Origin of the sequence: Salipiger pallidus, assembly GCF_014643635.1 — a bacterium.
Taxonomy (GTDB): Bacteria; Pseudomonadota; Alphaproteobacteria; order Rhodobacterales; family Rhodobacteraceae; genus Salipiger; species Salipiger pallidus.
The window spans coordinates 46625-71256 of sequence record NZ_BMJV01000008.1 but is presented as its reverse complement, the minus strand read 5'-3'; the positions used below and the strand labels follow the sequence as shown (position 1 = coordinate 71256).

Here is a 24632-nt window from a genome sequence, read left to right as displayed (position 1 = left end):
CGCGCCAGTCAGGCCGCTGATTCAGGCCTGCGGCCTCCGGCTCTAGCTCCGCCCGGCGGCCGGCCCGCCACCTGAACCTTTGCATCAAGCCCGGCCAGCGCCTGCACACTTGGGTTCCGGACCAGCTGCGCCATCCACCCACCTGATTTGTCCCCCTTCCTCACAGCCTGCGCAGCACAGCCGCCCAACATCTGATCTACATCCGCCAGACTTGCGCTTGACGATTAATGAGAGTTTCCGACCGCAGTGTAATTGCCACGCCTGGATGCGCCCATGCCCGGCGCTTGACCGGCCACCGAGGTCGTCAATGTGCCCAGGTGCTCAGCAAGCCCTTGTGACGTAGGTAGCCTCGTCTCAAGCGACATCTTCCTCACAATGGAAGCTATTCGAGCTGATCTCCAGCCAAGAGCCGAAACGGATCTCGCGACGATTGCGCCACGCAATCAGCCCCCCCAAGACGCTCAACCGCCTGCCCACCAAAGTCCGGCCCCCTGCGCACCTCGATCAAGCAGACGTATTTGGGAAAAGAAGACGGCAAGGGTGCCTCCCTGCCCTTCTTCTCTTTCCAAATACGCGAAAGCCGATCCTTGCCAGAAAGATCGAAGAGGGGGCACTCCGGGCGCCCCCTCCTCAAGAAGTTTACTCCGCAGCCCAGCCGCTCACAGCCTTGATCTCGAGGAAATCATGGATCCCGAGGATCCCCGCCTCGCGGCCATTGCCCGACTGTTTCATGCCACCGAAGGGCGCACCCGGCGCACGGCTTTTGCCGTTCATCTCGACCATCCCCGACCGAAGCTGCCGCGCGAGCCGGTGACGGCGCTCGGTGTCACCGGACTGCACGTAGTTGGTCAGGCCATAGGGTGTGTCATTGGCCACGCGTACGGCTTCTTCCTCGGTCTCGAACTTCATGATCGACAGCACCGGACCGAAAATCTCTTCGTTCGCGATGGTCATGTCGGGGGTCACGTCGGCAAAGACCGTGGGGCGCACGTAGAAGCCCTTGTTGAAGCCCTCGGGGCGGCCCGGGCCTCCCGCGACAAGGCGGGCGCCCTCGGAGATGCCCTTTTCGATCAGCGCCTGGATCTTGTCGTATTGTACGGCGTTCACCACCGGGCCGATATGCGGGCCGTCCTCGGCAGGGGAACCGACCTTCGTGGATTTTGCCACCTCGGTGGCCTCGTCGACCACACGATCATAGATCCCCGCCTCAACCATCATGCGCGAGGGCGCGTTGCAGCTCTGGCCTGAGTTCTGCATCATGTGAGCGACGCCGCGTTTCACCGCCTCGTCGTCCGCATCGGCGAAGATCAGGTTCGCGCCCTTGCCCCCAAGCTCGAGGTGCACACGCTTGAGCGTCTCGGCCGCGGTCTTGGAGATCAGCCGGCCCGCGCGGGTGGAACCGGTGAAGCTCACCATGTCCACGTCCTCATGCGCCGACAGCTGGGTGCCGACCCCAACGCCATCGCCGTTCACGAGGTTGAACACCCCCTTGGGGAAGCCCGCCTCGTCCATGAACTCGGCAAACAGCATCGCCGAGAGCGGCGATTCCTCGGACGGCTTCAGCACCATGGTGCAGCCCGCGATTGCGGCGGCGCCGACCTTCAGTGTCACTTGGTTCATCGGCCAGTTCCATGGCGTGATGAGCGCGCAGACCCCCACCGCCTCGTGGATCATCCGGGTGTCGGGATGGGCGTCCGAGAACGGCTCTTCGAACGAAAACCCCTTGGCGGCGTCAATGAAGTTCTGCAGGTGAAACAGCCCCGCGCCGACCTGGCTCGACCGCGACAGCGCAATGGGCGCCCCCATCTCGAGGGTCATGGCCTGGGCCATCTCCTCGGCGCGGCGCTTGTAGACGGCCAGCAGCTTTTCGACCAGCGCGATGCGCTCGGCCGCCGGGGTCGCCATCCAGCCCGGCAGCGCGCGCGAGGCGGCGGCCACGGCAGCGTCAGTGTCCGCCTGATCGCCGAGGGATATGACGGCGCAGGGCTCTTCAGTGGCCGGGTTGATGACCTCGTGGTCGCGGGCGGTGGCCGCGTCGACCCAAGCTCCGTCGATGTAGAACTGGCGTTTCTCGATCATGTCTTCGCTCCTGCAAGAGGGTTCGGATTGGGATCTGCGGGGATTTGATCAAATTCCCGATCTCGTTGACACTCTGGCACCACGCCCCCTGCCCCGCAAGCCGCCTCTTTACATCGTGGATTCTGATTGTACCTAAGAAGGCAGCCGATCTTCATGCACCGGAAAAGGGAGCAACCGACATGGCACTGCGCATCAACGACGAAATTCCGAACCTTCACGTCAAGACCGACCTTGGCGAATACGATCTGCACGACTGGATCGGAGACAGCTGGGCAATCCTGTTCTCGCACCCCAAGGATTTCACCCCCGTCTGCACCACCGAATTCGGTGCCGTCGCGCAGCTGGCCGATGAATGGGCCAAGCGCGGCACCAAGGTGATGGGCATTTCGGTGGACGGCGTGGCCGAGCACGAGAAATGGAAGGGCGACATCGAGACCGTCGCCGGTGCCAAGGCCGGTTTCCCGATCATCGCCGATGACGGGCTCGAGGTCGCCAAGGCGCTCGACATGCTGCCCGCCGACGCCTACCTGCCCGACGGCCGCACCCCTGCCGACAGCGCCACCGTGCGCTCGGTCTTCATCGTGGCGCCGAACAAGAAGGTGCAGCTGATGATGACCTACCCGATGTCCGTCGGCCGCAACTTCGCCGAGGTGCTGCGCGCCCTAGACGGCCTGCAGAAGACCTACGGCGCGCCGCTTGCCACGCCCGCCAACTGGGAAACGGGCCAGGACGTGATCGTCGCCCTGTCGCTGGACGATGCCGCCGCCGCCGAGAAATACGGTGAGCTGGACATTAAGCTTCCCTACCTGCGCTTTGCGAAAGACCCGGCATAATCCAGCTGCCAGAACCACGAAGGCCCGCCCCTCATGGCGGGCCTTTTTCATTCGCTCAGCTCAGATGTCGAACCGGTAGACCCCGCCGCGTCCCCGGGCCAGCGAATGCCTCTCGATCATCCGCCGCGCCTTAGGCGGCTCGGCCCCTCGGTGCAGCCCCTGAAGTCGCTCGAGGCTCTCGCGATCGGCCACCGTGCGCCGCGTGTTGTGGCGGATGTACTCGACCCAAGTCGGCACGTGGTAGGTCTCCTGCCAGATCCGGGGGCTTTCCAAATCGCGCATGAGAACCCAGTTCTGCGCCCCGTCGCGGATGCGCACCCGCCGCCGTTCGGCCATCACCTCAAGGAAAGCGTCCACGTCGGCGGGATCGATCTCGTATGAGATCTCGACCACCACGGGCCCGCTGCGCGGCTGGATATCAAGCCGCAGCATCGGCTCGCGGAACAGGCCCAGCGGCGACAGATCGAGGCTGCCGTATTCCGGCAAGGGACGATGCAGTCCCACCAGCCCCGCAAGCACCAGCGTCACCGCCGCGCCTCCCAGCGCAATGGCGAGCGTCTGCCCATCCGACACCGCCCCCCAGAGCCAGCTGCCAAGCGCCATGCCCCCGAAGCTGGCCGACTGGTACAGCGCAATGGCCCGGCCCACCACCCAGCGCGGGGTTGACAGCTGCACCGTCACGTTGAACAGCGACAGCGCGATGACCCAAGAGGCCCCCGCCACCAGCAGCGCCGGCAGGCACAGCCAGATCACCGGCGCAAAGGCCAGCAGCAAGGTCGCCCCTCCTCCAGCGAAGGCGGCAGCGCGGCAGATATGCTCGTTGTCCATGGCCGCGCGCAGCTTGGCGTTGAAGAAGGCGCCAAAGATGGCCCCGACCCCGAAACACCCCAGCAGGATGCCGTAGGTGGTGGCATCGCCGCCCAGCCGCTCATGGGCCACCACAGGCAGCAGCGACAGCACCGCGACTGCGCCAAGGCCGAACAGGAATGCCCGCCCCATCACGTTGACGAGGTTCGGCGACATGGCAACGTAGCGTAGCCCAGACTGCACCGCGAGGCGCAGCGGCTCGCGCGGCAGGCTGCGGTCTGGCAGCGGCGCCTTCCAAAGCCACAGCGCGATGATCATCGCCACGTAGCTTACCGCGTTCAGCGCAAAGGCTGCCGCCGCCCCCGCCACGGCGACGATGATCCCGCCGATCGCCGGCCCGACCGAGCGCATGGCGTTGAATCCCATGGAATTTAGCGCCACCGCCGAAGGCAGCTCGGACCGCGGCACGATGTCCCCCATGGACGCCTGCCAGGACGGGTTGAAGAAGGTCGATCCGGTGCCGATCAGGAAGGTCAGGCCCACGAGCAGCCACGGCGTCATCAGCCCCACCCAGGCCAGCACCGTCAGAAGCACCGCCGAGGCCATCATGAACAGCTGCGCCCCGATCATCACGATCCGCCGGTCGTGGCTATCGGCAAGCGTACCCGCGAAGACCGCGAACAACATGGTAGGCACGGTCACCGCCCCCTGCACGAGGCCCACCATGGCGTCGCTGTCGGAAATCTGCGTCATCATCCAGCCCGCCCCCACGGACTGCACCAGCGTGCCGAGGTTGGACACGAGCGAGGCGCCCCAGCGGTTGCGGAACGCGGGAATGCGCAACACCGACAACGGGTTCGAGGACGAGGAACTGGAGGCAGACATGGGCATGGAAGGATCCGGAGCTTCGGCAACCGCCGGACCGCGGGCCTTGCCTCACACTGGCACAGGTCCCGCCAGCGTCAAGCCCCTGCCCCGCAGGCACTCGTCTGCCCGCGCTCCGCATCGCGTGCAATGAGCAGACACCCCCAGAACGCCCGACCACCGCGCAGGCCCGCAATCTGAAAAAAGCGCCCCGCGATACCGCGCCGCCCCCCCGCTTCCTTTGACCTGAAATATCCCGGGGGGCCGGGGGCAGAGCCCCCGCCGCGCGCAGCGCGCCCGGTGCGCAGTTCTTCGACAGCACACCGCAAAGGGCTGCAAAAAACGCCAAAAGCAGCCGCACCCAAAAAACCACACGAAAAAGGGGCCGGCGCGATCCGCACCGGCGCCTCTTGGAACATCAGCTCCTGAAATTTACAGCGTCGGGTAGATCGGGAAACGCTTGAGGAACTCGGTGACTTCACCGCGCACCTTTTCCTCGACCTCGGCATTGCCTTCTTCGCCATTGGCCGCGAGCCCATCGACCACTTCGATGATCCAGTCGGCAATCTGGCGGAACTCTGCCTCACCGAACCCACGGGTGGTGCCTGCGGGCGACCCAAGGCGGATGCCGCTGGTCACCGTCGGCTTTTCCGGATCGAACGGCACACCGTTCTTGTTGCAGGTGATGTGCGCCCGGCCGAGCGCCTTCTCGGTGGCGTTGCCCTTCACACCCTTGGGGCGCAGGTCGACCAGTACCACGTGGGTGTCGGTGCCGTGAGTCACGGTGTCGAGCCCGCCCTTTATGAGCTGGTCGGACAGCGCCTGCGCGTTGGCCACCACGTTCTTGATGTAGCCCTTGAACTCGGGGCGCAGCGCCTCGCCGAAGGCCACGGCCTTGCCGGCGATGACATGCATCAGCGGGCCGCCCTGGATGCCGGGGAAGATGGCCGAGTTGAACTTCTTGGCCAGCGCCTCGTCATTGGTGAGGATCATGCCGCCACGCGGACCGCGCAGGGTCTTGTGGGTGGTGGTGGTCGCCACATGCGCGTGCGGGAACGGCGAGGGATGTTCGCCCGCCGCCACGAGACCGGCAAAGTGCGCCATGTCCACGTGCAGGTAGGCACCAACGGAATCCGCGATCTCGCGCATCTTGGCAAAGTCGATCTGGCGCGGAATGGCCGAGCCGCCGGCGATGATGAGCTTGGGCTGGTGTTCTTTCGCCAGCGCCGCGACCTCGTCGTAATCGAGCAGGTTGTCCTGCTTGCGCACGCCGTATTGCACGGCGTTGAACCACTTGCCCGACTGGTTCGGCTTGGCGCCGTGGGTCAGGTGGCCGCCCGCGTCGAGCGACATGCCGAGGATGGTGTCACCCGGCTGCAGCAGCGCGGTGAACACGCCCTGGTTCGCCTGGGAGCCGGAGTTCGGCTGCACGTTGGCGAACTCGCAGCCGAAGAGCTGCTTGGCGCGGTCGATGGCAAGGTTTTCGGCCACGTCCACCCAGTCGCAGCCGCCGTAATAGCGCTTGCCCGGGTAACCTTCGGCATATTTGTTGGTCATCACCGACCCCTGCGCCTGCATCACGGCGCGGGATACGATGTTCTCGGAGGCGATCAGCTCGATCTCGTCGCGCTGGCGGCCGAGCTCGCCGGTGATCGAGGCAAAGAGCTCGGGGTCGCGGTCGGAAAGCTCTTGGGTGAAGAAGCCGTCGTCGCTGGGCGTGGCGGTCATGAGGCAGGTCTCCGGTGTCAAGGATTCGTCATGTGGCGCCTGAGTATAAGAAACCGCCGCCGGGGCAAAGTATCCAAAGCGTCATATTGACCCGATGCCGCGGCATGTCTGGCGGTACGGGAAAACTTGTGCTTGTTTCGGAACGTCCCGCCCCGTGGGGGAAACACCGCCAGCCGCAGGAAACCATGTCTCTCAAAATCGCCTTCTGCGCCTCGAACGCGCCCATCGCGCAGGCCGCGCTCGCCGGGCTGACCCGCCGCTACGGCAACCACGCCGAAGAGGGCGCCGACGTCATCGTGGCGCTGGGGGGCGACGGCTTCATGCTGCACACCCTCCACCGCACCGAGGCGCTGGCCGTGCCGGTGTACGGTATGAACCGCGGCACCGTTGGTTTCCTCATGAACGAATACTCGGAACATGCGCTTGAGGAGCGGCTGGGGGCTGCCGAACGCGCGATGATCAACCCGCTTTCCATGCGCGCACACCGCAGCGACGGCACGACCCACGTGGCACTGGCGATCAACGAGGTATCGCTCTTGCGTGCAGGACCGCAGGCGGCGCGGCTGGCAATCCATGTGGATGGCAAGCTGCGCATGCCGGAACTGGTCTGCGACGGCGCGCTGCTGGCCACCCCCGCCGGCTCCACCGCCTACAACTACTCGGCCCACGGCCCTATCCTGCCCATCGGGGCCGAGGTGCTGGCCCTCACCGCCGTCGCGGCCTTCCGCCCGCGACGCTGGCGCGGGGCGCTGCTGCCCAAGCCCGCCGAGGTTACCTTCGAGGTGCTCGATCCGGGCAAACGCCCGGTGATGGCCGAGGCTGACAGCCAGTCCGTGCGCGATGTGGTCCGCGTCGACGTCCGCTCAGAACCGTCGATTTCCCACAGCGTACTGTTCGACCCCGGCCATGGCCTCGAGGAACGGCTGATCCGCGAACAGTTCGTCTGACGATCCAGACAAGTTCGGATTGCCGAATACGTCAGGGCGGATGGAACCCGAGCCGGGCCGAGCGGGTTCTCTTTCCGAACCCCGCGACAATGCGGGACAAGCCTGACGAAAGGAGATTCCGATGAACTGGGATGTTATCGAAGGCAAATGGAAACAACTGAAGGGCGACGCCAAGGTCCAGTGGGGCAAGCTCACCGACGATGACCTTGACCGCGCCGAAGGCAACCGTGACAAGCTGATCGGTGTCGTGCAGGAACGCTACGGCATTGAAAAAGATCAGGCCGAGCGCGAAGTTGATGAGTTCTACAACAAGCATTCCGCTTGATGCATAGAGCCTGACAAGACCAGCCTGACCGCACATCAGGCTTATGCACGTACCGGCCCCGGGTTCCCTCCCCGGGGCCTTCGTGTGTCTGGGGGTATGATATGCCCTGAACGCTGCGATTTACCTGCAATGTAGTCGGACGCTCTTGCTTGCTACAGGCAACGGGACAGCACCGCGGCGGACTGGCCGGGGGAGCCATGTCGCATGGTCAGGTTTGCTGCTCGGCCACCTCGGTGATTGCTGCAAGGATGTTGGCGTAGGCACCGCAGCGGCAGATGTTGCCGGACATGCGCTCGCGGATCTCGGCCTCGGTGAAGGCGATGGTGGCGGTCAGATCGCCGGTCACCTGCGAGGGGATGTTGGCGCGGATCTCCTCGACCACCGCCTTGGCCGAGGCGACCTGCCCCGGCGTGCAATATCCGCACTTGAAACCATCGTTGTCCACGAAGGCGCGTTGCATCGCATCAAGGTTGCCCGGCAGACCGATGCCCTCGATTGTATGCACCTCGTCACCGTCATGCATGACCGCAAGCGTGAGACAGGACAGCACCCTCTTGCCATTGACCGAACAGGTGCAGGCCCCGCACTGACCATGATCGCAGCCTTACTTGGCCCCGGTCAGGCCCAGTTCCTCGCGCAGCGCATCAAGCAGCGTGACCCGGTTGTCCGCCGTGAGATCCCGGCGTTCTCCATTGACTGTGAGGCTGATGCCCGTGCGCGGCACACTGCCGCCGCCACCTTCGGCGGCGGGCGACATGAGGATGCGGCGACCGGGGTTTTGGAACATGTGAACTGGCATGAAGGCCTCCCCTTGGCTTCCGGCGGCGGCCCCCGGTGGCAGCGCCACGTGCTGACTAACCTTACCACCTATGCCGCGCCGCGCCGTTGGCCATGACGGTGCTCGCCAAGACTTGCCCGGCGGGTCGACCCTGCCTCAGGTCATTCGAGCGCCATGGCATCCGGGCCGTGAAGACGCCCTGATGACACATCTGCGGACAGCTGGGGAAACAGGCCGCATTGTTCTTCGCGGTTGGCCGCGCTATCGTCCCTTCAAAAGAGGCAGAGCAAGCCCGGATGACGGCACTCAAGAAGTATCAGCGACTGGAAGCATCGGGTCTTTGGCGTCCCGAACCCGACGCACAGCGGCGCGAGGTCGTCGTGTCGCTGGGGGATGCGTCGCTGACCATTTCCGAGTTCTCGGGGCGGCCGCTCGCCCACTGGTCGTTGGCGGCGGTACGCCGTGCCAATCGCGGCCAGATCCCGGCGATCTACCATCCCGACGGCGATCCCGGCGAAACCCTCGAGCTGCCCGAAGACGAGGTCACCATGACCGAGGCGATCGACCGCCTGTTGCGGGCCATCGAACGGCAGCGTCCCCGCCCGGGCAAGCTGCGGGTCTTTATGATTTCAGCGATTGCGGCGGCAGTGGTGGGCATTTCTGTGTTCTGGCTGCCGAACGCGCTGCTCGGGCACACCCGGGCCGTGGTACCCACGGTCAAACGTGACGAGATCGGCGAGGCCTTGCTGCAGCGCCTCACCCGCGTCACCGGACAGGTCTGCATGACCGATGAGGCCCGCCTGCCCCTGCGTCGTCTCGCCCTGCGCGTGCTGGGCGAAAACCGCATGGACGACCTGCGGGTGGTGCCGGACGGCGTGCGCGACACCGCCCACCTGCCCGGCGGGATCATCCTCGTGAACCGCCGCGTCCTCGAGGATCACGAGGATCCCGACGTCGCGGCGGGCTATATCCTTGCGGAATCGCTGCGGGCCCGGCGGTCTGACCCGCTGGGCGATCTGCTCGACAGCACTGGTCTGTGGTCCGCGCTGCGGCTGCTCACCACCGGGCGACTGCCGGCGGGATCGCTCGACACCTATGCCGAGACGCTGCTGACCCGCGCCGCCGATCCCGTGCCTCAGGATGCGCTGATCAAAGCCTTCTCTGCGGCGCAGCTGCGCTCCAGCCCCTACGCCTATGCCCGCGATCCCACGGGCGAGAGCACCGTCGGCCTGATCGAGGCAGACCCGCGCGCCACCGAAGGCAGCGCCCAGGTGCTGCCGGATTCGGACTGGCTTCGCCTGCAGGGCATCTGCGACGGCTGACAGCCCCCTTCCCCAAACGAAAAAGGCCCCGCCGTCGCGGAGCCCTTCGCAATTATCTCGACCCTTCGCGCAGCTTAGCGAAGGTAGGCCTGCGTGTAACCAGTGGCCCGCACCCGGCGCAGCGCGGATGACAGGCTCTCGGCACTGGCATAGGGGCCTACGACAACCCGGCGCAGGCCGTCCGCTGCCGGTCCAAATTTGACTGGAAGTCCGGCCCCGCCAAGCCGCGCAGCGGCGGCATCGGCCTTGGCCTTTGTGGTGAAGACGCCAATCTCCACGTAGGAGCGGCGTGCAGGCGTTGCCTCGGCTTCGGCAGTGGACCGGGTCGAGACAGCGGGATCGCGGAAGCTCAATGAGCGGGTCGGCGCGCGGGCCTCGCCATGACCGCTGCTGGCAATCACCGGCTTGTAGCCGGTGCGCGCGGCGCGGACCGGCCGCACCGGGCGCGCATCGGCCCGATAAAGCAGCACCGGATCGCGCAGCTCGCGCCGCTCGAGCGAATTCACCCGCGGCACAGTATTGGTCCAGCGCTTCTGGGTGGCGTAATAGCCGTCGACGGTCTGCCAGGCACGGTAGGCGTTCAGCCGGTCGTCTTCCCAAGCGGGCCGGTAGCCCGCGGGCACCACCGGCGGCTCGACCGACCGGGCCTCCCAGACATGCTGAGGCACGATGCGCTCATTGCCCGACCGGACCGCGCCGGATGCGGCAACAGAGCTGACCTGCGCCACCGGATCGTCCAGCTCGAGCGCGCTGTCGTCCCAGCTGCCGACACCGCCACGCTGGTTATAGTAGACGTTCTTGCCAGCGCTCGGTGCTTCGCCGCGCCGGACCTCGCTCACATAGGGGTTGGCCTGCGCGCCGCAGCGCACGGCGAGACCGCCGCGCACGGCGTTGCCGGTATAGCCCGGCGGGCAGCCCTGACCGGGTTGCAGCTGAACCACGCGGTTGCCGCCGGCGGAGGGCGTTGGCGGAACCTGCCGTACCACGGTACGGGGTGGCGGGGCCGAGGGCGGCTTGGAAGCCGGAGCGCGCACCACTTGCCGCGGGGCCGGAGCCGCCGCCGGAGCGCTGCGGCGCACCACCGGCTTGGAGGCCACTGTCTCTAGGGGGCGACCACTACGGGCCTGCGATGCGTTGCGCGACGACGACGGCACGCGCGTGGTGGAGGTGCGGGTCCGGTTGGCCTGTGCGGTGGCAGCCTGCTGTGCGGCTTGCGCTGCTCGCGCCCGATCCTGCGCGGCGGCCCGTGCGGCAGCCTGAGCCCGTGCCTCAGCCTGCTCACGTGCTTCCGCCTGAGCGCGCGCCTGAGCCTGTGCCTGTGACTGAGCCTGAGCCTGAGCCTGAGCCTGTGACTGAGCCTGAGCCTGAGCCTGAGCCTGAGCCTGAGCGCGGGCCTGGGCCTCGGCACGGGCGGCCGCCTGCGCGCGCTCGGCGGCTTGCGCCTCGGCCCTTTCGGACGCGGCAGCGCGTGCCGTGTCAGCGGAGCGGTTGCCACCCGCAAAGGTGGGCGTGAACCCGCAGACCTGATCGCGGTCGCGGGTCACTCGCGGCACCCAGACCACGGCCTCGTCCACGCCGGCCCGCACGAAGACGCAGCCACGACTGTCGGCAAATTGCCGGCCCGTGAAGCTGGCCGGCGGAAGCTCGGACGGTGTGTCGATGGTGGTGACGCCCTGCGCCATGGCCGGCACGGCACCAAAGCCTGCGCAGGCGGTGGTCAGAGCGAGGATCGCCAGTCTTTTCAGTCGCATGAAGGCCCCCAAAGGCAGTTGGGGGAATCATGCAACATCGCTTTGCCCCTGTAAAGCGGCAGGCGGCCTATTTTGTGCCAAACATCCGGTCGCCCGCATCCCCTAGTCCCGGAACGATGTAGCCCTTCTCGTTCAGGTGGCTGTCGAGAGACGCGGTGATGACCGGCACATCGGGGTGCGCTTCCTTCATGCGCTCCACCCCTTCGGGCGAGGCGAGAAGGCACAGGAAGCGGATGTCCGTCGCCCCCGCCTGCTTGAGCAGATCGATGGCCGCAACCGAGGAATTGCCCGTCGCCAGCATCGGATCGACAGCGATCACCGTGCGATCCTCGAGCGACTTGGGCACCTTGAAGTAATACTGCACCGGCTGCAGCGTTTCCTCGTCGCGGTAAAGCCCGACGAAACCGACCCGCGCGGCGGGGATCAGCTCGAGAATGCCATCGAGCAGCCCGTTGCCCGCCCGCAGGATCGAGATCAGCGCCAGCTTTTTGCCGTCGATCATCGGCGCGTCCATCTCGCACAGAGGCGTCTGGATGGTAACGTTGGTTACCGGCAAGTCCGAGGTCACTTCATAGGCCAGCAGGTGCGAGATCTCGCGCAGGAGCTGCCGGAAGGAGGCGGTCGACGTCTCCTTGTTGCGCATGATGCTCAGCTTGTGCTGCACCAGAGGGTGATCGACGACGGTAAGATGCTGCTTCATGGCCCCGGTGCCTCCTGTTTTGTCCGGTGTCCTCTGTAATGGCGCAGGCGGCGCGCCGCAACGTTGCCGCTCAGTCCGATGTGGTCTCAAGCCGCTTCAACAGTCTGTCGCGGGTGGCGACGTCGCAGAACGCGGCGTTCGCAGAGGTGCGGGCGATGTCCATGAACACCTCCTCGTCCCAGCGGAAGGTCCGGGCAAGGCCCTCGTACTCGTCCTTCATCGTGGTGTGGAAGAACGGCGGATCATCGGTGGACACCGTGACCTTCACGCCCCGCGCGCGCAGCTTTTCAATCGGATGCGCCGCAAGATTGCGGCACACCCCGAGCGCCACGTTGGAACCGGGGCAAACTTCAAGGACAATCCCGTTTTCCACAAGCTTGTCCACAAGCGCGAGATCCTCAATCGCGCGCACCCCGTGGCCGATGCGCTCGACCTTCAGGTCGGTCAGCGCATCCACCACCTCGGACGGGCCGCGCCATTCCCCCGCGTGGGTGGTCAGCCGCAGCCCCGCCTCGCGCGCCATGTCGAAACTGTAGGCAAAATCGCGCTGCTTGCCGGCGTTCTCGTCACCGCCCATGCCGAAGCCGGTGATCCAGTCCCCCGCCGTCTCGGCGGCGCAAAGCGCGGCGCGCTTGGCCTTGTCGGGGCCGAAATGCCGCACACAGGTGACGATGCCGCGCAGGGTGATGCCCATGGAACGCTCCGCCTCGTCCGCCGCCTCGCGGATCGCGGCAAGGTATTCGCGCCACGCGCCCAGATCGCCGCCACCGCAAAAATCGGGGCTGATGAAGCTTTCGGCATAGATCACACCGTTCTTGGTGCATTCCTCCAGCACGGCGGTAGTGAGGCGCGCGTAATCCTGCGGGCTTTTCAGCACCGAGGTCGCGCCTTCATAGACTTTCAGGAATCCGAGGAAATCGTCATAGGCATAATGGCCACGCTCGTCGAAGACACCATCCAGACGGATGTTCTTTTCCTGCGCCAGCCCGCGGATGAAGGCAGGCGGCGCCGCCCCTTCGTGGTGCAGGTGCAGCTCGACCTTGGGCAATTCGCGGATCGCCTCGAGGCGTTCCTCGTCGATTACAGGAAGCTCTTCCCGCATGTGTCTGACTCCACTTTCAGATGAGCCGCCACGCTGGCGGCAACGTCGGCAAAGCCGATCTGACCGATGCTCCCGGCCCCGCGCCCGGCGACCAGCACCGGCACCCGTTCGCGGGTGTGGTCGGTGCCGGGCCAGGTGGGATCGTTGCCGTGATCGGCGGTAATGACAAGGATATCGCCTTCCTGCAAGCGCGGCAGGATGTGCCCCAGCCCCTCATCGAACCATTCCAGCGCCCGGGCATAGCCCGAGACGTCGCGGCGGTGCCCGAAAAGGCTGTCGAACTCGACGAAATTGGCAAAGATCAGCGATCCGTCCTCAGCCTCGTCCACCAGGCGGCCAAGGTGGTCCATCAGCGTGGCATCATCGCCTTTGTGCAAGTGGTCGATGCCCTCCATCGACAGGATATCGCCCAGCTTGCCCACCGCGTGCACAGGGTGTCCCGCCTCTTGCACCCAGTTGGTGAGGATCGGCTGCGGCGGGCGGATGGCATAGTCGTGCCGGTTGCCCGTCCGGGTGAAGGGACCCTCCCCCACGAACGGCCGCGCGATCACCCGACCCACCTTCATCTCGTGCACCAGCGGCGCCACCGCCTCGCACAGCGCCAGAAGGCGATCGAGGCCGAAATGCTCTTCGTGGGCGGCGATCTGAAAGACGCTGTCGGCAGAGGTATAGCAGATCGGCCAGCCCGTACGGATGTGCTCGGCCCCGTACTGGTCGAGCATCACGGTGCCCGACCCGTGGCAATTGGCGAGCGTGCCTTCGGTGCCGGCCAGCCGAGCCACCTCGGCCATCAGGTCCCGCGGGAAGGCAGGCTGCTCGTCCGGGAAATAATGCCAGTCCCACGGCACCGGCACCCCCGCCAGCTCCCAGTGGCCAGAAGGCGTGTCCTTGCCGCGCGAGGTCTCGGTGGCCGCGCCCCAGAGGCCCGTCGGCTCGGCCCCAAGCCCTGGTGGAAGCGTGCCCCCGGCCAGCGCGCAGGCCCGCCCGAGGCCGAGGCTGTCCAGAACCGGCAGGCGCAGGGGGCCGCTGCGGCCCTGCTCGGCGCGGCCCTCGGCGCAGGCTTCGGCGATATGCAGCAGCGTATTGGCGCCGGTGTCCGGCAGGCCGTCGTTGAAATACTCGGCCGCATCCGGCGCGCCGCCGATGCCCACCGAATCCATGACCACGAGGAAGGCTCTCACCCGATGCGCTCCTTGATGAGGGATCCCGGCGCGCCCGCCGCGCCAAGGCTGATTGCCCGCTGCACCACCGCCACGGCGGCATCCGCCTGATCCTCGCGGGCGGCGTGGACGCGGGCGAGCGGCTCTCCGGCGCTGATCTGCTGTCCGATGCGCACCACCGACGACAGGCCCACGGCTGGGTCGATCATGTCGGTCTCGACCGTGCGCCCGCCCCCCATGCGCACCACCGCAAGGCCGAGCGCCTCACCGTCGATGCTCGTGACATGGCCGGAGGCGGGGCTTGGCACTTCGCGGATGACCGTGGCCTCGGGCAGGTAGCCCGCCCAGGCCTCGACGAAATCGGACGGCCCGCCAAGGCCCTGCACCATGCGCCCGAACCGCTCGGCCGCTGCGCCGGTGGCCAGCGCCTGTCGCAACGCCTCCTCGGGTGCGGCGATCCCTGCCCGCTCGAGCAACGGTGTGCCCAGCGCCAGCGCCATGGCATGGAGCGGCCCTTCCTCGAGGCCGGTGAGCACCCGCATCGCCGCCGCCACTTCGACGGCGTTGCCAAGCGCGTCGGCGATTGGCTGGTCCATGTCAGTGATAAGCGCGGTGGTCGGACAGCCTGCCGCGTTGGCGGTGGACACCAGTGCCTGCGCCAGCGCGCGCGCGTCCGCAAGCGTCTTCATGAAGGCGCCCGACCCAAGCTTCACGTCCAGTACGAGGCCATCAAGCCCCGCCGCCAGCTTCTTGGAGAGGATCGACGAGGTGATGAGATCGAGGCTTTCGACCGTAGATGTCACATCCCGCACCGCGTAGAGCCGTCGGTCCGCGGGCGCGATCTGCGCCGAGGCCGAGACGATGGCGCAGCCCGCCTCGCCGACCACGCGGCGAAACAGCGCCTCCTCGGGGTCCACTTTGTAGCCCGGAATGGCATCGAGCTTGTCGAGCGTGCCGCCGGTGTGGCCAAGGCCGCGCCCCGAGATCATCGGCACGAAGACCCCGCAGGCCGCCAGCGCCGGGGCAAGGACGAGCGAAACGCAATCGCCCACGCCGCCGGTGGAGTGCTTGTCCACCACCGGCCCGCCGAGGTCCCAAGACATCACCTGCCCCGAATCCCGCATTGCCAGCGTCAGCGCAACACGGTTCTCGTCAGAGAGCCCCCGCACGCAAACCCCCATGGCAAAGGCCCCTGCCTGCGCATCGCTCACCGACCCGTCCGCCAGCCCGGCGGCAAAGCCGCGCAACGCCGCGGTGCCCGGCTCCCCGCCGCGCCGCAGGGCCGCGATCACCTCGCGGGCCGCCATCAGGCGCGGTCCATGTCGTCCGGACGGAAGGCGCCGGGCAAAAGCTCGGCCACCGTGGTGACAAGCGTCTCTCCGGTCAGCGTGGCAAGGGTCACCGTGACCCCGCCCCGCGCAAACTCCGAGATCTTCTGGCGGCACCCCCCACAGGGCGGCACAGGGCGCGGGCTGTCGGCAACGACATAGACCTCGGAAATCTCAGTCTCACCCGCCGCGACCATGGCAGCGATGGCACCGGCCTCGGCGCAGGTTCCCTCGGGATAGGCGGCATTCTCAACGTTGCAGCCGGCATGAACGGCACCAGAACGTGAGCGCACTGCGGCCCCGACCTTGAAGTTGGAATAGGGTACATACGCATTCTCGCGCACCGCGCGGGCGGCCTCTTCGAGTGTCATGCCTCAATCTCCTGCCTCTTCGGTCCCTGCATGTTTGAAGCCCGCTCCCGGCGAATGCAAGGCCCGCCCATGGCCCGGGCAGGATGCCTCCTGAGAGGATATTCGTAGCAACTGGAAATATTGCTGGTAACGCCGGACGCGCTCTGAACTTCCATTTGCCGCGAAGTATCCCGGGGTGAGGCCGAAGGCCGCGATGGCAGTCCCCCTACAGGGCGTTCTTCCCGCACCTAACACCATGCCGAAGACAAAAGCCCACCCTCAAGCGGTCTTTTGCAGACATGCGCCGACCTGAGCGGCCAAAGCCCGCCGCGTCAGGTTCACCCCTAAACGGCATCGCTCCGGCGCAAAAACGCCGCCCCGGGACAGGGCGGCGTTCTTGGCATCTTGAAAGCATGGGGTCAGTTGCCCATCACCGATCACTCGGCGGCGGAGACTTCCTCATCCAGCAGTTCGGAGAATTCCGAGTAGGGCATGTTGCTGTGCAGTTCGCCGTTGACCACGAAGGACGGGGTCGAACTGAAGCCATCGGCCTCCACGTTGCCCTGATACCATTCCACCAGCGATTTCAGCTGCTCGCCGTCCTGCATGCAGGCATCGAGCGCATCTTTTTCGATCCCGGCCTGCAGGCCAATCTTGCGGATGGCGTCGGCGACATCGGCTTCGGAGGATTGGCGGGCCCATTCGTTCTGGGTCGAATAGATCATGTCGACGATGCCGAAATACTTCATCTCGCCGCCGCAGCGCGCCATCAGCGACGCCCACATGTCATACTTATTGAAATAGGCTTCGCGGAAGATGAACTTCACCTTGCCGGTGTCGATGTAATCTTCCTTGATCTGCGGGAAGACCTCGGTTTCGAACGCGGCGCAGTGCGGGCAGGTGAACGAGCCGTATTCGACCACGGTCACCGGCGCGTCGGCCTGGCCCAGCACCATGTCGGTGACTTCTGCGGTCTCGGGGGCGGTCTCAGTCGCGGTCTCGGGGGCGGCCTCGGTGCTGTCTTGCGCCATGGCAGCGCCGGACTGGGTGACGAGGGTGCCGGTACCGGCGGCCAGAAGGGCCGCGAGCGCTGCGGTGGTCAGAACACGGTTCATGGATCTTCCTTCGTTCAAAGCATATCGCGGCCCCATCAGGTCCCGCGGATCAACGTTGCGATTTAGATATGACATTCGCCCCGAGCCGCTCCAGCGCGGCCCTCAGCCCGTCGTCCGCCACTCCTTCGGTGGCGGTGTGGGCCTCGGCACGGAATTTAGGGGCGGGTTCGGCGGGGGCATGGCGCTTCTGGCGATGCTCGAAGGCGACCTTGCCGTCAGCAAAGCCGGTAGCGGCGGTCTGGGTCACCCGAATGGCCGAGATCGCGGCATAGCCGTAGATCGCGTTGACCTTGTCCTTGAGCGCGGCCTTTTGCATCTCGAGCACGGGCGCATTGGCCCCGGTGGTGAGCAAAGTAAGCGTCGCACCAAGGCCGCCACGGCCATAGCGCACCTCGACAGGGCGCGAGATGGCGGCGATGTCGGGCCCCGCGATCTCTTCCCAGTGGGTCAAAAGGCGCGATTGCGCGAAGCCGCGGCTTTCGCTGGCGCGGCGGATGTCGCCCTTCATCAGGCCCGAGGCCTGAGCAAAGCCGTATGTGGAACTGCCGCGCTTGCGCATCTTGAATCCTTCCCCTTGAGCCTATCTTAGTGGCCGCACCAGCGGACGCCAATCCGTATCGACCCGATGAAGGATAAGTTCAACAGAATGTCAGACGCCCGTGACACATCCTGTGACCCCGCCGGTGCCTCCGGTCAGCCGGGCCGCGTCGGTCTGGCCAGCGATCTGCTCGATTGGTACGATCGCCACGCCCGTGCGCTCCCCTGGCGCATCCCGCCTCTTGCGCGCGTGGCAGGGGTCAAGCCCGACCCCTACCGCGTCTGGCTGTCCGAGATCATGTTGCAGCAGACCACCGTTCCGGCGGTAAAACCCTATTTCGAGAAGTTTACCACCCGCTGGCCCACGGTCAGCGATCTGGCCGCCGCCGAGGATGCCGATGTCATGGCCGCCTGGGCTGGACTTGGCTACTACGCTCGCGCCCGGAACCTGCTCAAATGCGCCCGCGCGGTGGCATCGGATCATGGCGGGATCTTCCCGCAAAGCTACGAGGGGCTGCTGTCGCTACCGGGTATCGGCCCCTACACGGCAGGGGCCGTGGCGGCCATCGCCTTCGATCTGCCCGCCACGGTGGTGGACGGCAACGTGGAGCGGGTGATGGCCCGCCTGCACGATGAGCACACACCGCTGCCCGAGGCCAAGCCCATCCTTACCGAAATGGCAGCGTCCCTGACCCCGCAGGCCCGCCCCGGCGATTACGCGCAGGCGGTGATGGACCTTGGCGCGACGGTCTGCACGCCCCGCAACCCGGTCTGCGGGCTTTGTCCGTGGCGCCGGTCCTGCGCCGCATGGGATGCGGGCACCATGGCTGAATTGCCGAAGAAAACCCCGAAAAAACGCAAGCCCACCCGCCACGGCATAGCCTACCTTGCCCGCCGCATCGACGGGGCATGGCTGCTCGAAACCCGGCCCGAGAAAGGGCTTCTGGGCGGTATGCTCGGCTGGCCCGGCAGCGAGTGGAGCGACGATCCGCAGGAGGCGCCACCGATCCGCGCCGAATGGAAGACCGTGCCTGGCGAGGCGCGCCACACCTTCACCCATTTCCATCTGCGCCTGACGGTGAAGACCTGCCTCGTGCCCTTTGACCGCCCGCCCGAGCGCGGCACCTTCGTCGAGGCCGACACGTTCGACCCCGAAGACCTGCCCACGGTGATGCGCAAGGCCTTCAGTCTGGCGCGGGGCGGCTGATTTCGGCACGCCCCGCAGCGGCCGCACCAGCGCCCTCCGTGTCCGGTCGCGACGTCGCCGTCGGTTTGCCGATGGCCTGTCACTGATGCGGCGCCAACCATGCGTCCACAAGCCGCGTGACAGTACGGGCGCAAGAAGGCTAGCCTTCCGCCCAGCCAGGTCCTGGCGTATCCCACGCGGACCGGGCTAATGCCCTCCGTTCCTGCCCTGCAGGGGCGGGGGGCACCCTCCGGACCGGTGCAACGAAAGAGGCGACAGATGATCCCGTCCGACAAGGTGGCGCGCGTGACCGCCGCATTGCCCTTCTGGCTGACCTACATCCTGCCGCCGCTGGTGGTGCTGGGGGCAGTACTGGGCGGGCTTTGGGTGCTGCTGCCGCCCCTGGCCACATGGTACATGTTCTCTGCTCTCGATGCCGCGCTCGGCCTCAACACGCAGAACGCGGACCCGCAGACCGAGAATCGGCATCTTGTCTGGTATCGCCTCGGCGTGGTGCTATGGGCGCCGGTGCAGTTCGTGACGCTGTTCGGCGTGATTTGGTATCTGGGTCAGTCGGACCACCTGAACGGTTGGGAGACCTTCGGCGTGATGTTCGGCACCGGGGTGATGACCGGCTCGGTCGGCATCGTCTACAGCCACGAGCTTCTGCACCAGCGCAACCGGCTCGAACGCAACCTCGGGGACTGGCTTCTGGCCATGGTCCTCTATTCGCATTTCCGCTCCGAGCACCTGCTGGTGCATCACCACTACGTGGGCACTCCGCGCGATCCCGTGACGGCGCGCTACAACGAGGGCTTTCACCGCTACTACCCGAGGGTGCTACGCGATTGCCCCCGGTCCGCCTTCCGCGCCGAGGCGGCGCTGCTGAAACGCCGTGGCCTGCCGTGGTATCACCGGCGCAACCCGTTCTGGAAATACGCAGCCCTGCAACTGGCGATGCTTCTGCTGTCGGTGATCGTGGCCGGATGGTCGGGGCTGGTGTTCTTCGCCGTTCAGGCCGGGGTGGCGATCTGGCAGCTGGAGCTGACCAATTACGTCGAACATTACGCACTGACGCGCCGCTATCTCGGGGACGGGAAGTACGAACACGTGCGCCCGCACCATTCGTGGAACGCGGCCCACACGGCCACCAACTGGCTGCTCATCAACCTCCAGCGGCATTCAGACCACCACTACAAGCCTGACCGCCGCTTCCCACTTCTGCAGACCTACCACGAGACCGAGGCCCCGCAACTACCCTACGGCTACCCGGTAATGACCATGGTGGCCATGGTGCCGCCGCTCTGGCGGCGGATCATGAACCCCAAGGTCCGGGAATGGCGCCGCACATGGTATCCCGATATCAAGGACTGGGGCCCATACAACCGCGCAGAGACCCCCCTGCCACGCAGCGTGAGCTGACGCAGGGCAAGGGCGGGCCCAGCGGTGGCATCAGGTGCGGACCGCACGGCCTGGCGTGCGTTTCGCCTTTGCCCAGCGACCGCAGCATGGGAGCGGACCAAGGGCCCGATAGGCGCACGGGGGCGCTGCCCCCCTTGGCCTGCGGCCAATTCCCCCCGGCGTATTTGCGAAGAGAAGAAACTGCGGGCTGCGCCCGTTCCACACCTGACCGCACGCCCCGGGCCGTGCCGGGCGAAGCGGGACAGGCGCCGCGGGACAAGCGGCTTGCTCCTCCCCTGCCCTACACGATAAAGCGGGCCGCAGAGTTTTCCTGCGGAGTCCGCGTGAGCCGTTACCTTGCCCCATTGCTGTTTGGCCTGATCGGAGCCGGCATCCTGTGCTGGCTCGGGGTCTGGCAATTGCAGCGACTGGACTGGAAGGAGGGTGTGCTGGCCGACATCGAGGCGCGCATCCACGGCGCCCCCCAGCCACTGCCGGTGATGATCTCCCCCGAAGAGCAGCGCTATCAGCCGGTGGCGCTCGAGGGCGAGATCCTGCCCGGTGTGCTGCGGGTGCTGGTGAGCACGCGGAGTGAGGGCGCGGGCTATCGCATCGTCTCGCCCTTCCGCAGCGGTGACCGGGTGGTGCTGCTGGACCGCGGATACACGCCGACGCGGCTCAAGGACGCGGACCGCTACACCGGGCCCGCGACGATCACCGGCAACCTGCACTGGACCGACGAGCGCACCTCGTCCACCCCTGAGAACGATATCGACGGCAACATCTGGTTCGCCCGCGACATCGCCCCCATGTCCGAGGTGCTGGACACCGAGCCGTTGCTGGTGGTCGCCCGAGAGGTGAGCCCCGGCGATCCCACGATTGAGCCCCTGCCCGTGGACACCGCGGGCATCCCGAACGATCACCTTCAATATGCCGGCACATGGTTTTCGCTTGCCGTGGCCTGGCTTGTCATGACCGCCTACTACATCGTGCGGCAACGCAAGACCGGAGAGACCTGAATGCGCTACATCTCCACCCGCGGCAAAGCGCCCGCGCTGAGCTTCGAAGAGGCCATGCTGTCGGGCCTTGCCCGTGACGGCGGCCTCTATGTCCCCGAGACCGTCCCGACCATGTCCGAGGCCGAGATCCGCGCCCTGCGCGGCCTCAGCTACGAAGAAGTTGCCTTCCGTGTCATGCGGCCCTTTGTTGGCGATACCTTCACCGACGAAACGTTCGGTGACCTCATCGCCAAGGCCTACGCTGGCTTCGGCCACGCCGCCCGCGCGCCACTGGTGCAGCTGGCGCCGAACCACTTCCTGCTGGAGCTGTTCCACGGGCCGACGCTGGCGTTCAAGGACTTCGCCATGCAGCTGATCGGGCAGCTCTTCGAAGAAGCGCTGACCCGGCGCGGCGAGCGGGTGACCATCGTCGGCGCCACCTCCGGCGACACCGGATCGGCGGCGATCGAGGCGTTCAAGGGCCTCGATGCGGTGGATGTGTTCATCCTCTTCCCCCATGGCCGGGTGTCCGAAGTACAACGCCGCCAGATGACCACGCCCACCGAGGACAATGTCCACGCACTGGCGATCGACGGACATTTCGATGACGCGCAGGCGCGGCTCAAGGACATGTTCAACGACTTCACCTTCCGCGACGACGTGCGGCTGGCGGGCGTGAACTCGATCAACTGGGCGCGGGTTCTGGCGCAGGTGGTCTACTACTTCTCGTCCGCCGTTTCGCTTGGCGCGCCGGACCGCAAGGTCAGCTTTACCGTGCCCACCGGCAACTTCGGCGACATCTTCGCCGGCTACATCGCCAAGAAAATGGGCTTGCCCATCGACCGGCTGGTGGTGGCGACCAACCAGAACGACATTTTGCACCGTTGCCTGTCCTCCGGTGCCTACAAGACCTCGGAAGTGCACCCGTCGATCTCGCCTTCCATGGACATCCAGGTCAGCTCCAACTTCGAGCGGGCACTGTTCGACGCCTATGGCCGCGACGGCAACGCCGTGGGCCAGCTCATGGACGAGCTGAAGGCGGGCGGCTTCAATGTCAGCCAGGGCGCGCTTCAGGCCCTGCGCGAGCATTTCGAAAGCGGCCGCGTCTCCGAAGACGAGACCCTCGCCACCATCCGGCAGGCCAAGGCCACCATGGGCGAGCTGCTCTGCCCCCACTCCGCCGTGGGCGTGAAGGTGGCCGAGGATCACCGCAGCACCGAGGTGCCGATGATCACGCTTGCCACCGCCCACCCCGCGAAATTCCCCGACGCGGTGGAAAAGGCCAGCGGCATCCGCCCGCCCCTTCCCGCCCGCATGGCCGACCTCTTCGACCGGCCCGAGCGGATGACCCGCGTGCCCAACGACCTCGGGGCCCTCGAAACACTGATCCGGGAGCGTATCGCCAAGTGACAGTTGAACTCACCACCCTCAAGAACGGCCTGCGCATCGTCTCCGAGCGCATGGACGGCCTGCAATCGGCGTCCATCGGCGTCTGGGTGACCGCAGGCGGGCGCAACGAGCGCATCGAACAGAACGGCATCGCCCATTTCCTCGAGCACATGGCGTTCAAGGGCACGAAAACCCGCACAGCCCTGCAGATCGCCGAGGCGATCGAGGACGTGGGCGGCTACATCAACGCCTACACCTCGCGCGAGGTGACCGCCTACTACGCCCGCGTGTTGGAAAACGACACGCGGCTGGCGCTGGACGTGATCGCGGACATCCTGCTCAACCCGGTCTTCGACACCCGCGAGATCGAGGTGGAGCGCGGCGTCATCCTGTCCGAGATCGGCCAGGCGCTCGACACACCCGACGACGTGATCTTCGACTGGCTGCAGGAACGGGCCTATTCCGACCAGCCGCTGGGCCGCACCATCCTCGGCGAGGCCGCCAACGTGCGCGGCTTCGGGCGCGAGGATCTCGAGACCTTCGTGAAGGAGCAATACGGCCCCGAGCAGCTGATCGTCTCCGCCGCGGGCGCCGTCGATCACGCGGCGCTGGTGGAACAGGCCGAGGCGCTGTTCGGCGGCATGGCCTCGCGCAAGGCCGCCGCCCCCACGACGGCACATTTCACCGGGGGCGAAATGCGCCGGGAAAAGAAGCTTGAACAGGCGCATTTCGCGCTCGCCTTCGAAGGCCCGGGCTATCAGGATCCCGATTTTTACACCGCGCAGATCTATTCCATCGCTCTTGGCGGTGGCATGTCCTCGCGGCTGTTTCAGGAGATCCGGGAAAAGCGCGGCCTGTGCTACACGATCTTCGCGCAGAGCGGGGCCTACTCGGACACCGGCCTTACCACCATCTACGCTGGCACCAGCGGTGATGAGCTGGCGAGCCTCGCGGGCATCACCATCGACGAGATGAAGCGCGCCGCTGACGACATGTCCCCCGAAGAGGTCGCCCGCGCCCGTGCCCAGATGAAGGCCGGGCTGCTCATGGGTCTTGAAGGGTCCTCCAGCCGGGCCGAGCGCATGGCCCGCATGGTGCAGATCTGGGGCAACGTTCCCCCGATCGAGGATACCGTGGCCAAGATTGACAACGTTACCACGGGCGACGTGCGGGTCTTTGCCGAACAGGCGGTGCTGCGAGCCCCGGCGGCACTGGCGCTCTACGGGCCGGTCTCTGGCGCGCCGGACCTGGCCAGCCTGCAGGCAAGACGCGCAGCATGATGCTGGGGCGGCGGCGCAGGTTCAGGCTCGACACGGAGCGGCTGATGCTGCGCCCGCCAGCCCACGGCGACTTCGTCGGCTGGTCGGCCCTGCGGGTGGAAAGCCGCGACTACCTGACCCCGTGGGAGCCGTCCTGGGCCGCCGATCACCTCAGCCGCCGCGCCTTCACCAACCGTGTCTATTGGGCCGCCCGCTCCATCGCCGCGGGCACCGCGGTGCCATTGTTCATCTTCCGCCGCGAGGACGAACGGCTGGTGGGCGCCATCACCCTCGACAACGTGCGCCGAGGACCGGCCCAGTCGGGCGTGCTCGGCTACTGGACAGGCCAACCTTATGCCCGCCAGGGCTACATGCGCGAAAGCATCGAGGCGCTAGTCTTTCACGCATTCGAGCGCCTGGACCTCAGCCGAATTGAGGCCGCCTGCCTGCCGGAAAACGCCGCCTCCCGTGGCCTGCTCGAACGCTCGGGCTTCAAGTTCGAGGGCGTCGCGCAAAGCTACCTGCAGATCAACGGCCGCTGGCGCACCCATGTGCTCTATGCCAGCCTGCGCGGAGACCGCCGAGGCCGCACCGACGTGGGCTGATCCACCGGCTGATCCACGGGGCGCATTGCCCAACCGTTCCTTGCAACCCGGCCCTTCTTCTTTTTCCC

General features: G+C 66.5%; 23 protein-coding genes. 10 read left to right on the top strand and 13 right to left on the bottom strand.

Annotated elements, in window-relative coordinates:
• Positions 1-639: 639 nt before the first annotated feature.
• On the bottom strand, positions 640-2079 hold the full coding sequence (locus IEX41_RS17395; protein ID WP_188791590.1) for an aldehyde dehydrogenase family protein: 1440 nt from the start codon (positions 2077-2079) through the stop codon (positions 640-642).
• A gap of 179 nt (positions 2080-2258) precedes the next feature.
• Here IEX41_RS17395 and IEX41_RS17390 point away from each other — a divergent pair, with 179 nt between their 5' ends.
• Positions 2259-2912, top strand: a complete 654-nt coding sequence (locus IEX41_RS17390; protein WP_188791589.1) for a redoxin domain-containing protein — start codon at positions 2259-2261, stop codon at positions 2910-2912.
• Positions 2913-2972: 60 nt separating this feature from the next.
• Here the strand turns inward: IEX41_RS17390 and IEX41_RS17385 are convergent, their stop codons facing one another.
• Complete coding sequence (locus tag IEX41_RS17385) at positions 2973-4610, bottom strand: MFS transporter (protein ID WP_373285660.1); 1638 nt, start codon at positions 4608-4610, stop codon at positions 2973-2975.
• Positions 4611-5015: 405 nt separating this feature from the next.
• Complete coding sequence (glyA, locus tag IEX41_RS17380; protein WP_188791588.1) at positions 5016-6311, bottom strand: serine hydroxymethyltransferase; 1296 nt, start codon at positions 6309-6311, stop codon at positions 5016-5018.
• A gap of 185 nt (positions 6312-6496) precedes the next feature.
• On the opposite strand from glyA, the gene IEX41_RS17375 reads away from it, so the two are divergent.
• Together IEX41_RS17375 and IEX41_RS17370 are read left to right on the top strand one after the other, a co-directional pair.
• Positions 6497-7258, top strand: a complete 762-nt coding sequence (locus IEX41_RS17375) for an NAD kinase (RefSeq protein ID WP_188791587.1) — start codon at positions 6497-6499, stop codon at positions 7256-7258.
• 121 nt (positions 7259-7379) lie between these two features.
• On the top strand, positions 7380-7583 hold the full coding sequence (locus IEX41_RS17370; protein WP_188791586.1) for a CsbD family protein: 204 nt from the start codon (positions 7380-7382) through the stop codon (positions 7581-7583).
• Between the two features lie 208 nt (positions 7584-7791).
• Here IEX41_RS17370 and IEX41_RS21945 read toward each other — a convergent pair whose 3' ends face one another.
• Both IEX41_RS21945 and IEX41_RS21940 read right to left on the bottom strand, forming a co-directional pair.
• Positions 7792-8133, bottom strand: coding sequence for a 2Fe-2S iron-sulfur cluster-binding protein (locus IEX41_RS21945; protein ID WP_373285659.1), 342 nt, complete (start codon positions 8131-8133; stop codon positions 7792-7794).
• A gap of 54 nt (positions 8134-8187) precedes the next feature.
• Positions 8188-8382, bottom strand: coding sequence for a (2Fe-2S)-binding protein (locus tag IEX41_RS21940; protein WP_373285658.1), 195 nt, complete (start codon positions 8380-8382; stop codon positions 8188-8190).
• A 275-nt stretch (positions 8383-8657) separates the two neighbouring features.
• Between IEX41_RS21940 and IEX41_RS17360 the strand changes: the two genes are divergently transcribed.
• Positions 8658-9683 carry a hypothetical protein gene (locus tag IEX41_RS17360; RefSeq protein ID WP_188791585.1) on the top strand — a complete coding sequence of 342 codons (1026 nt, stop codon included), beginning with the start codon at positions 8658-8660 and terminating at the stop codon, positions 9681-9683.
• A gap of 74 nt (positions 9684-9757) precedes the next feature.
• Here the strand turns inward: IEX41_RS17360 and IEX41_RS21585 are convergent, their stop codons facing one another.
• The 8 genes from IEX41_RS21585 to IEX41_RS17320 all read right to left on the bottom strand — a co-directional run bounded on the left by IEX41_RS21585 (position 9758) and on the right by IEX41_RS17320 (position 17748).
• The gene (locus IEX41_RS21585) at positions 9758-11434 is read right to left on the bottom strand and encodes an SPOR domain-containing protein (RefSeq protein ID WP_229673337.1); all 1677 of its coding nucleotides are present in this window, start codon (positions 11432-11434) and stop codon (positions 9758-9760) included.
• Between the two features lie 67 nt (positions 11435-11501).
• A complete protein-coding gene (gene upp, locus IEX41_RS17350; RefSeq protein WP_188791584.1) occupies positions 11502-12134 on the bottom strand; it encodes a uracil phosphoribosyltransferase in 633 nt (210 codons plus the stop codon).
• Positions 12135-12204: 70 nt separating this feature from the next.
• Entirely contained in the window at positions 12205-13236 is a 1032-nt protein-coding gene (locus IEX41_RS17345) for an adenosine deaminase (protein ID WP_188791583.1), read from the bottom strand.
• On the bottom strand, positions 13215-14417 hold the full coding sequence (locus IEX41_RS17340; protein ID WP_188791582.1) for a phosphopentomutase: 1203 nt from the start codon (positions 14415-14417) through the stop codon (positions 13215-13217). Before IEX41_RS17340 ends, IEX41_RS17345 begins: the two co-directional genes overlap by 22 nt.
• Positions 14414-15703, bottom strand: a complete 1290-nt coding sequence (locus IEX41_RS17335) for a thymidine phosphorylase (protein ID WP_188791581.1) — start codon at positions 15701-15703, stop codon at positions 14414-14416. Before IEX41_RS17335 ends, IEX41_RS17340 begins: the two co-directional genes overlap by 4 nt.
• Positions 15703-16095 (bottom strand): cytidine deaminase, encoded by a 393-nt coding sequence (locus tag IEX41_RS17330; protein ID WP_188791580.1) that lies wholly within the window; start codon positions 16093-16095, stop codon positions 15703-15705. Before IEX41_RS17330 ends, IEX41_RS17335 begins: the two co-directional genes overlap by 1 nt.
• Before the next feature lie 416 nt (positions 16096-16511).
• Positions 16512-17189 (bottom strand): DsbA family protein, encoded by a 678-nt coding sequence (locus tag IEX41_RS17325; RefSeq protein WP_188791579.1) that lies wholly within the window; start codon positions 17187-17189, stop codon positions 16512-16514.
• Positions 17190-17238: 49 nt separating this feature from the next.
• Positions 17239-17748, bottom strand: coding sequence for a DUF721 domain-containing protein (locus tag IEX41_RS17320; RefSeq protein ID WP_188791578.1), 510 nt, complete (start codon positions 17746-17748; stop codon positions 17239-17241).
• Positions 17749-17835: 87 nt separating this feature from the next.
• On the opposite strand from IEX41_RS17320, the gene mutY reads away from it, so the two are divergent.
• The 6 genes from mutY to IEX41_RS17290 all read left to right on the top strand — a co-directional run bounded on the left by mutY (position 17836) and on the right by IEX41_RS17290 (position 24564).
• Positions 17836-18933, top strand: coding sequence for an A/G-specific adenine glycosylase (gene mutY, locus IEX41_RS17315; RefSeq protein WP_188791577.1), 1098 nt, complete (start codon positions 17836-17838; stop codon positions 18931-18933).
• A gap of 258 nt (positions 18934-19191) precedes the next feature.
• Positions 19192-20334 carry an alkane 1-monooxygenase gene (locus tag IEX41_RS17310; RefSeq protein WP_188791576.1) on the top strand — a complete coding sequence of 381 codons (1143 nt, stop codon included), beginning with the start codon at positions 19192-19194 and terminating at the stop codon, positions 20332-20334.
• Positions 20335-20657: 323 nt separating this feature from the next.
• The gene (locus IEX41_RS17305) at positions 20658-21332 is read left to right on the top strand and encodes an SURF1 family protein (RefSeq protein WP_188791575.1); all 675 of its coding nucleotides are present in this window, start codon (positions 20658-20660) and stop codon (positions 21330-21332) included.
• Entirely contained in the window at positions 21333-22721 is a 1389-nt protein-coding gene (gene thrC / locus IEX41_RS17300) for a threonine synthase (RefSeq protein WP_188791574.1), read from the top strand. It begins immediately after the preceding gene.
• A complete protein-coding gene (locus IEX41_RS17295; protein WP_188791573.1) occupies positions 22718-23980 on the top strand; it encodes a M16 family metallopeptidase in 1263 nt (420 codons plus the stop codon). Before thrC ends, IEX41_RS17295 begins: the two co-directional genes overlap by 4 nt.
• Positions 23980-24564: a GNAT family N-acetyltransferase gene (locus IEX41_RS17290; protein WP_188791697.1), complete on the top strand. Its 585-nt coding sequence runs from the start codon at positions 23980-23982 to the stop codon at positions 24562-24564. The genes IEX41_RS17295 and IEX41_RS17290 overlap by 1 nt, the downstream gene beginning before the upstream one ends.
• Positions 24565-24632: the final 68 nt, after the last annotated feature.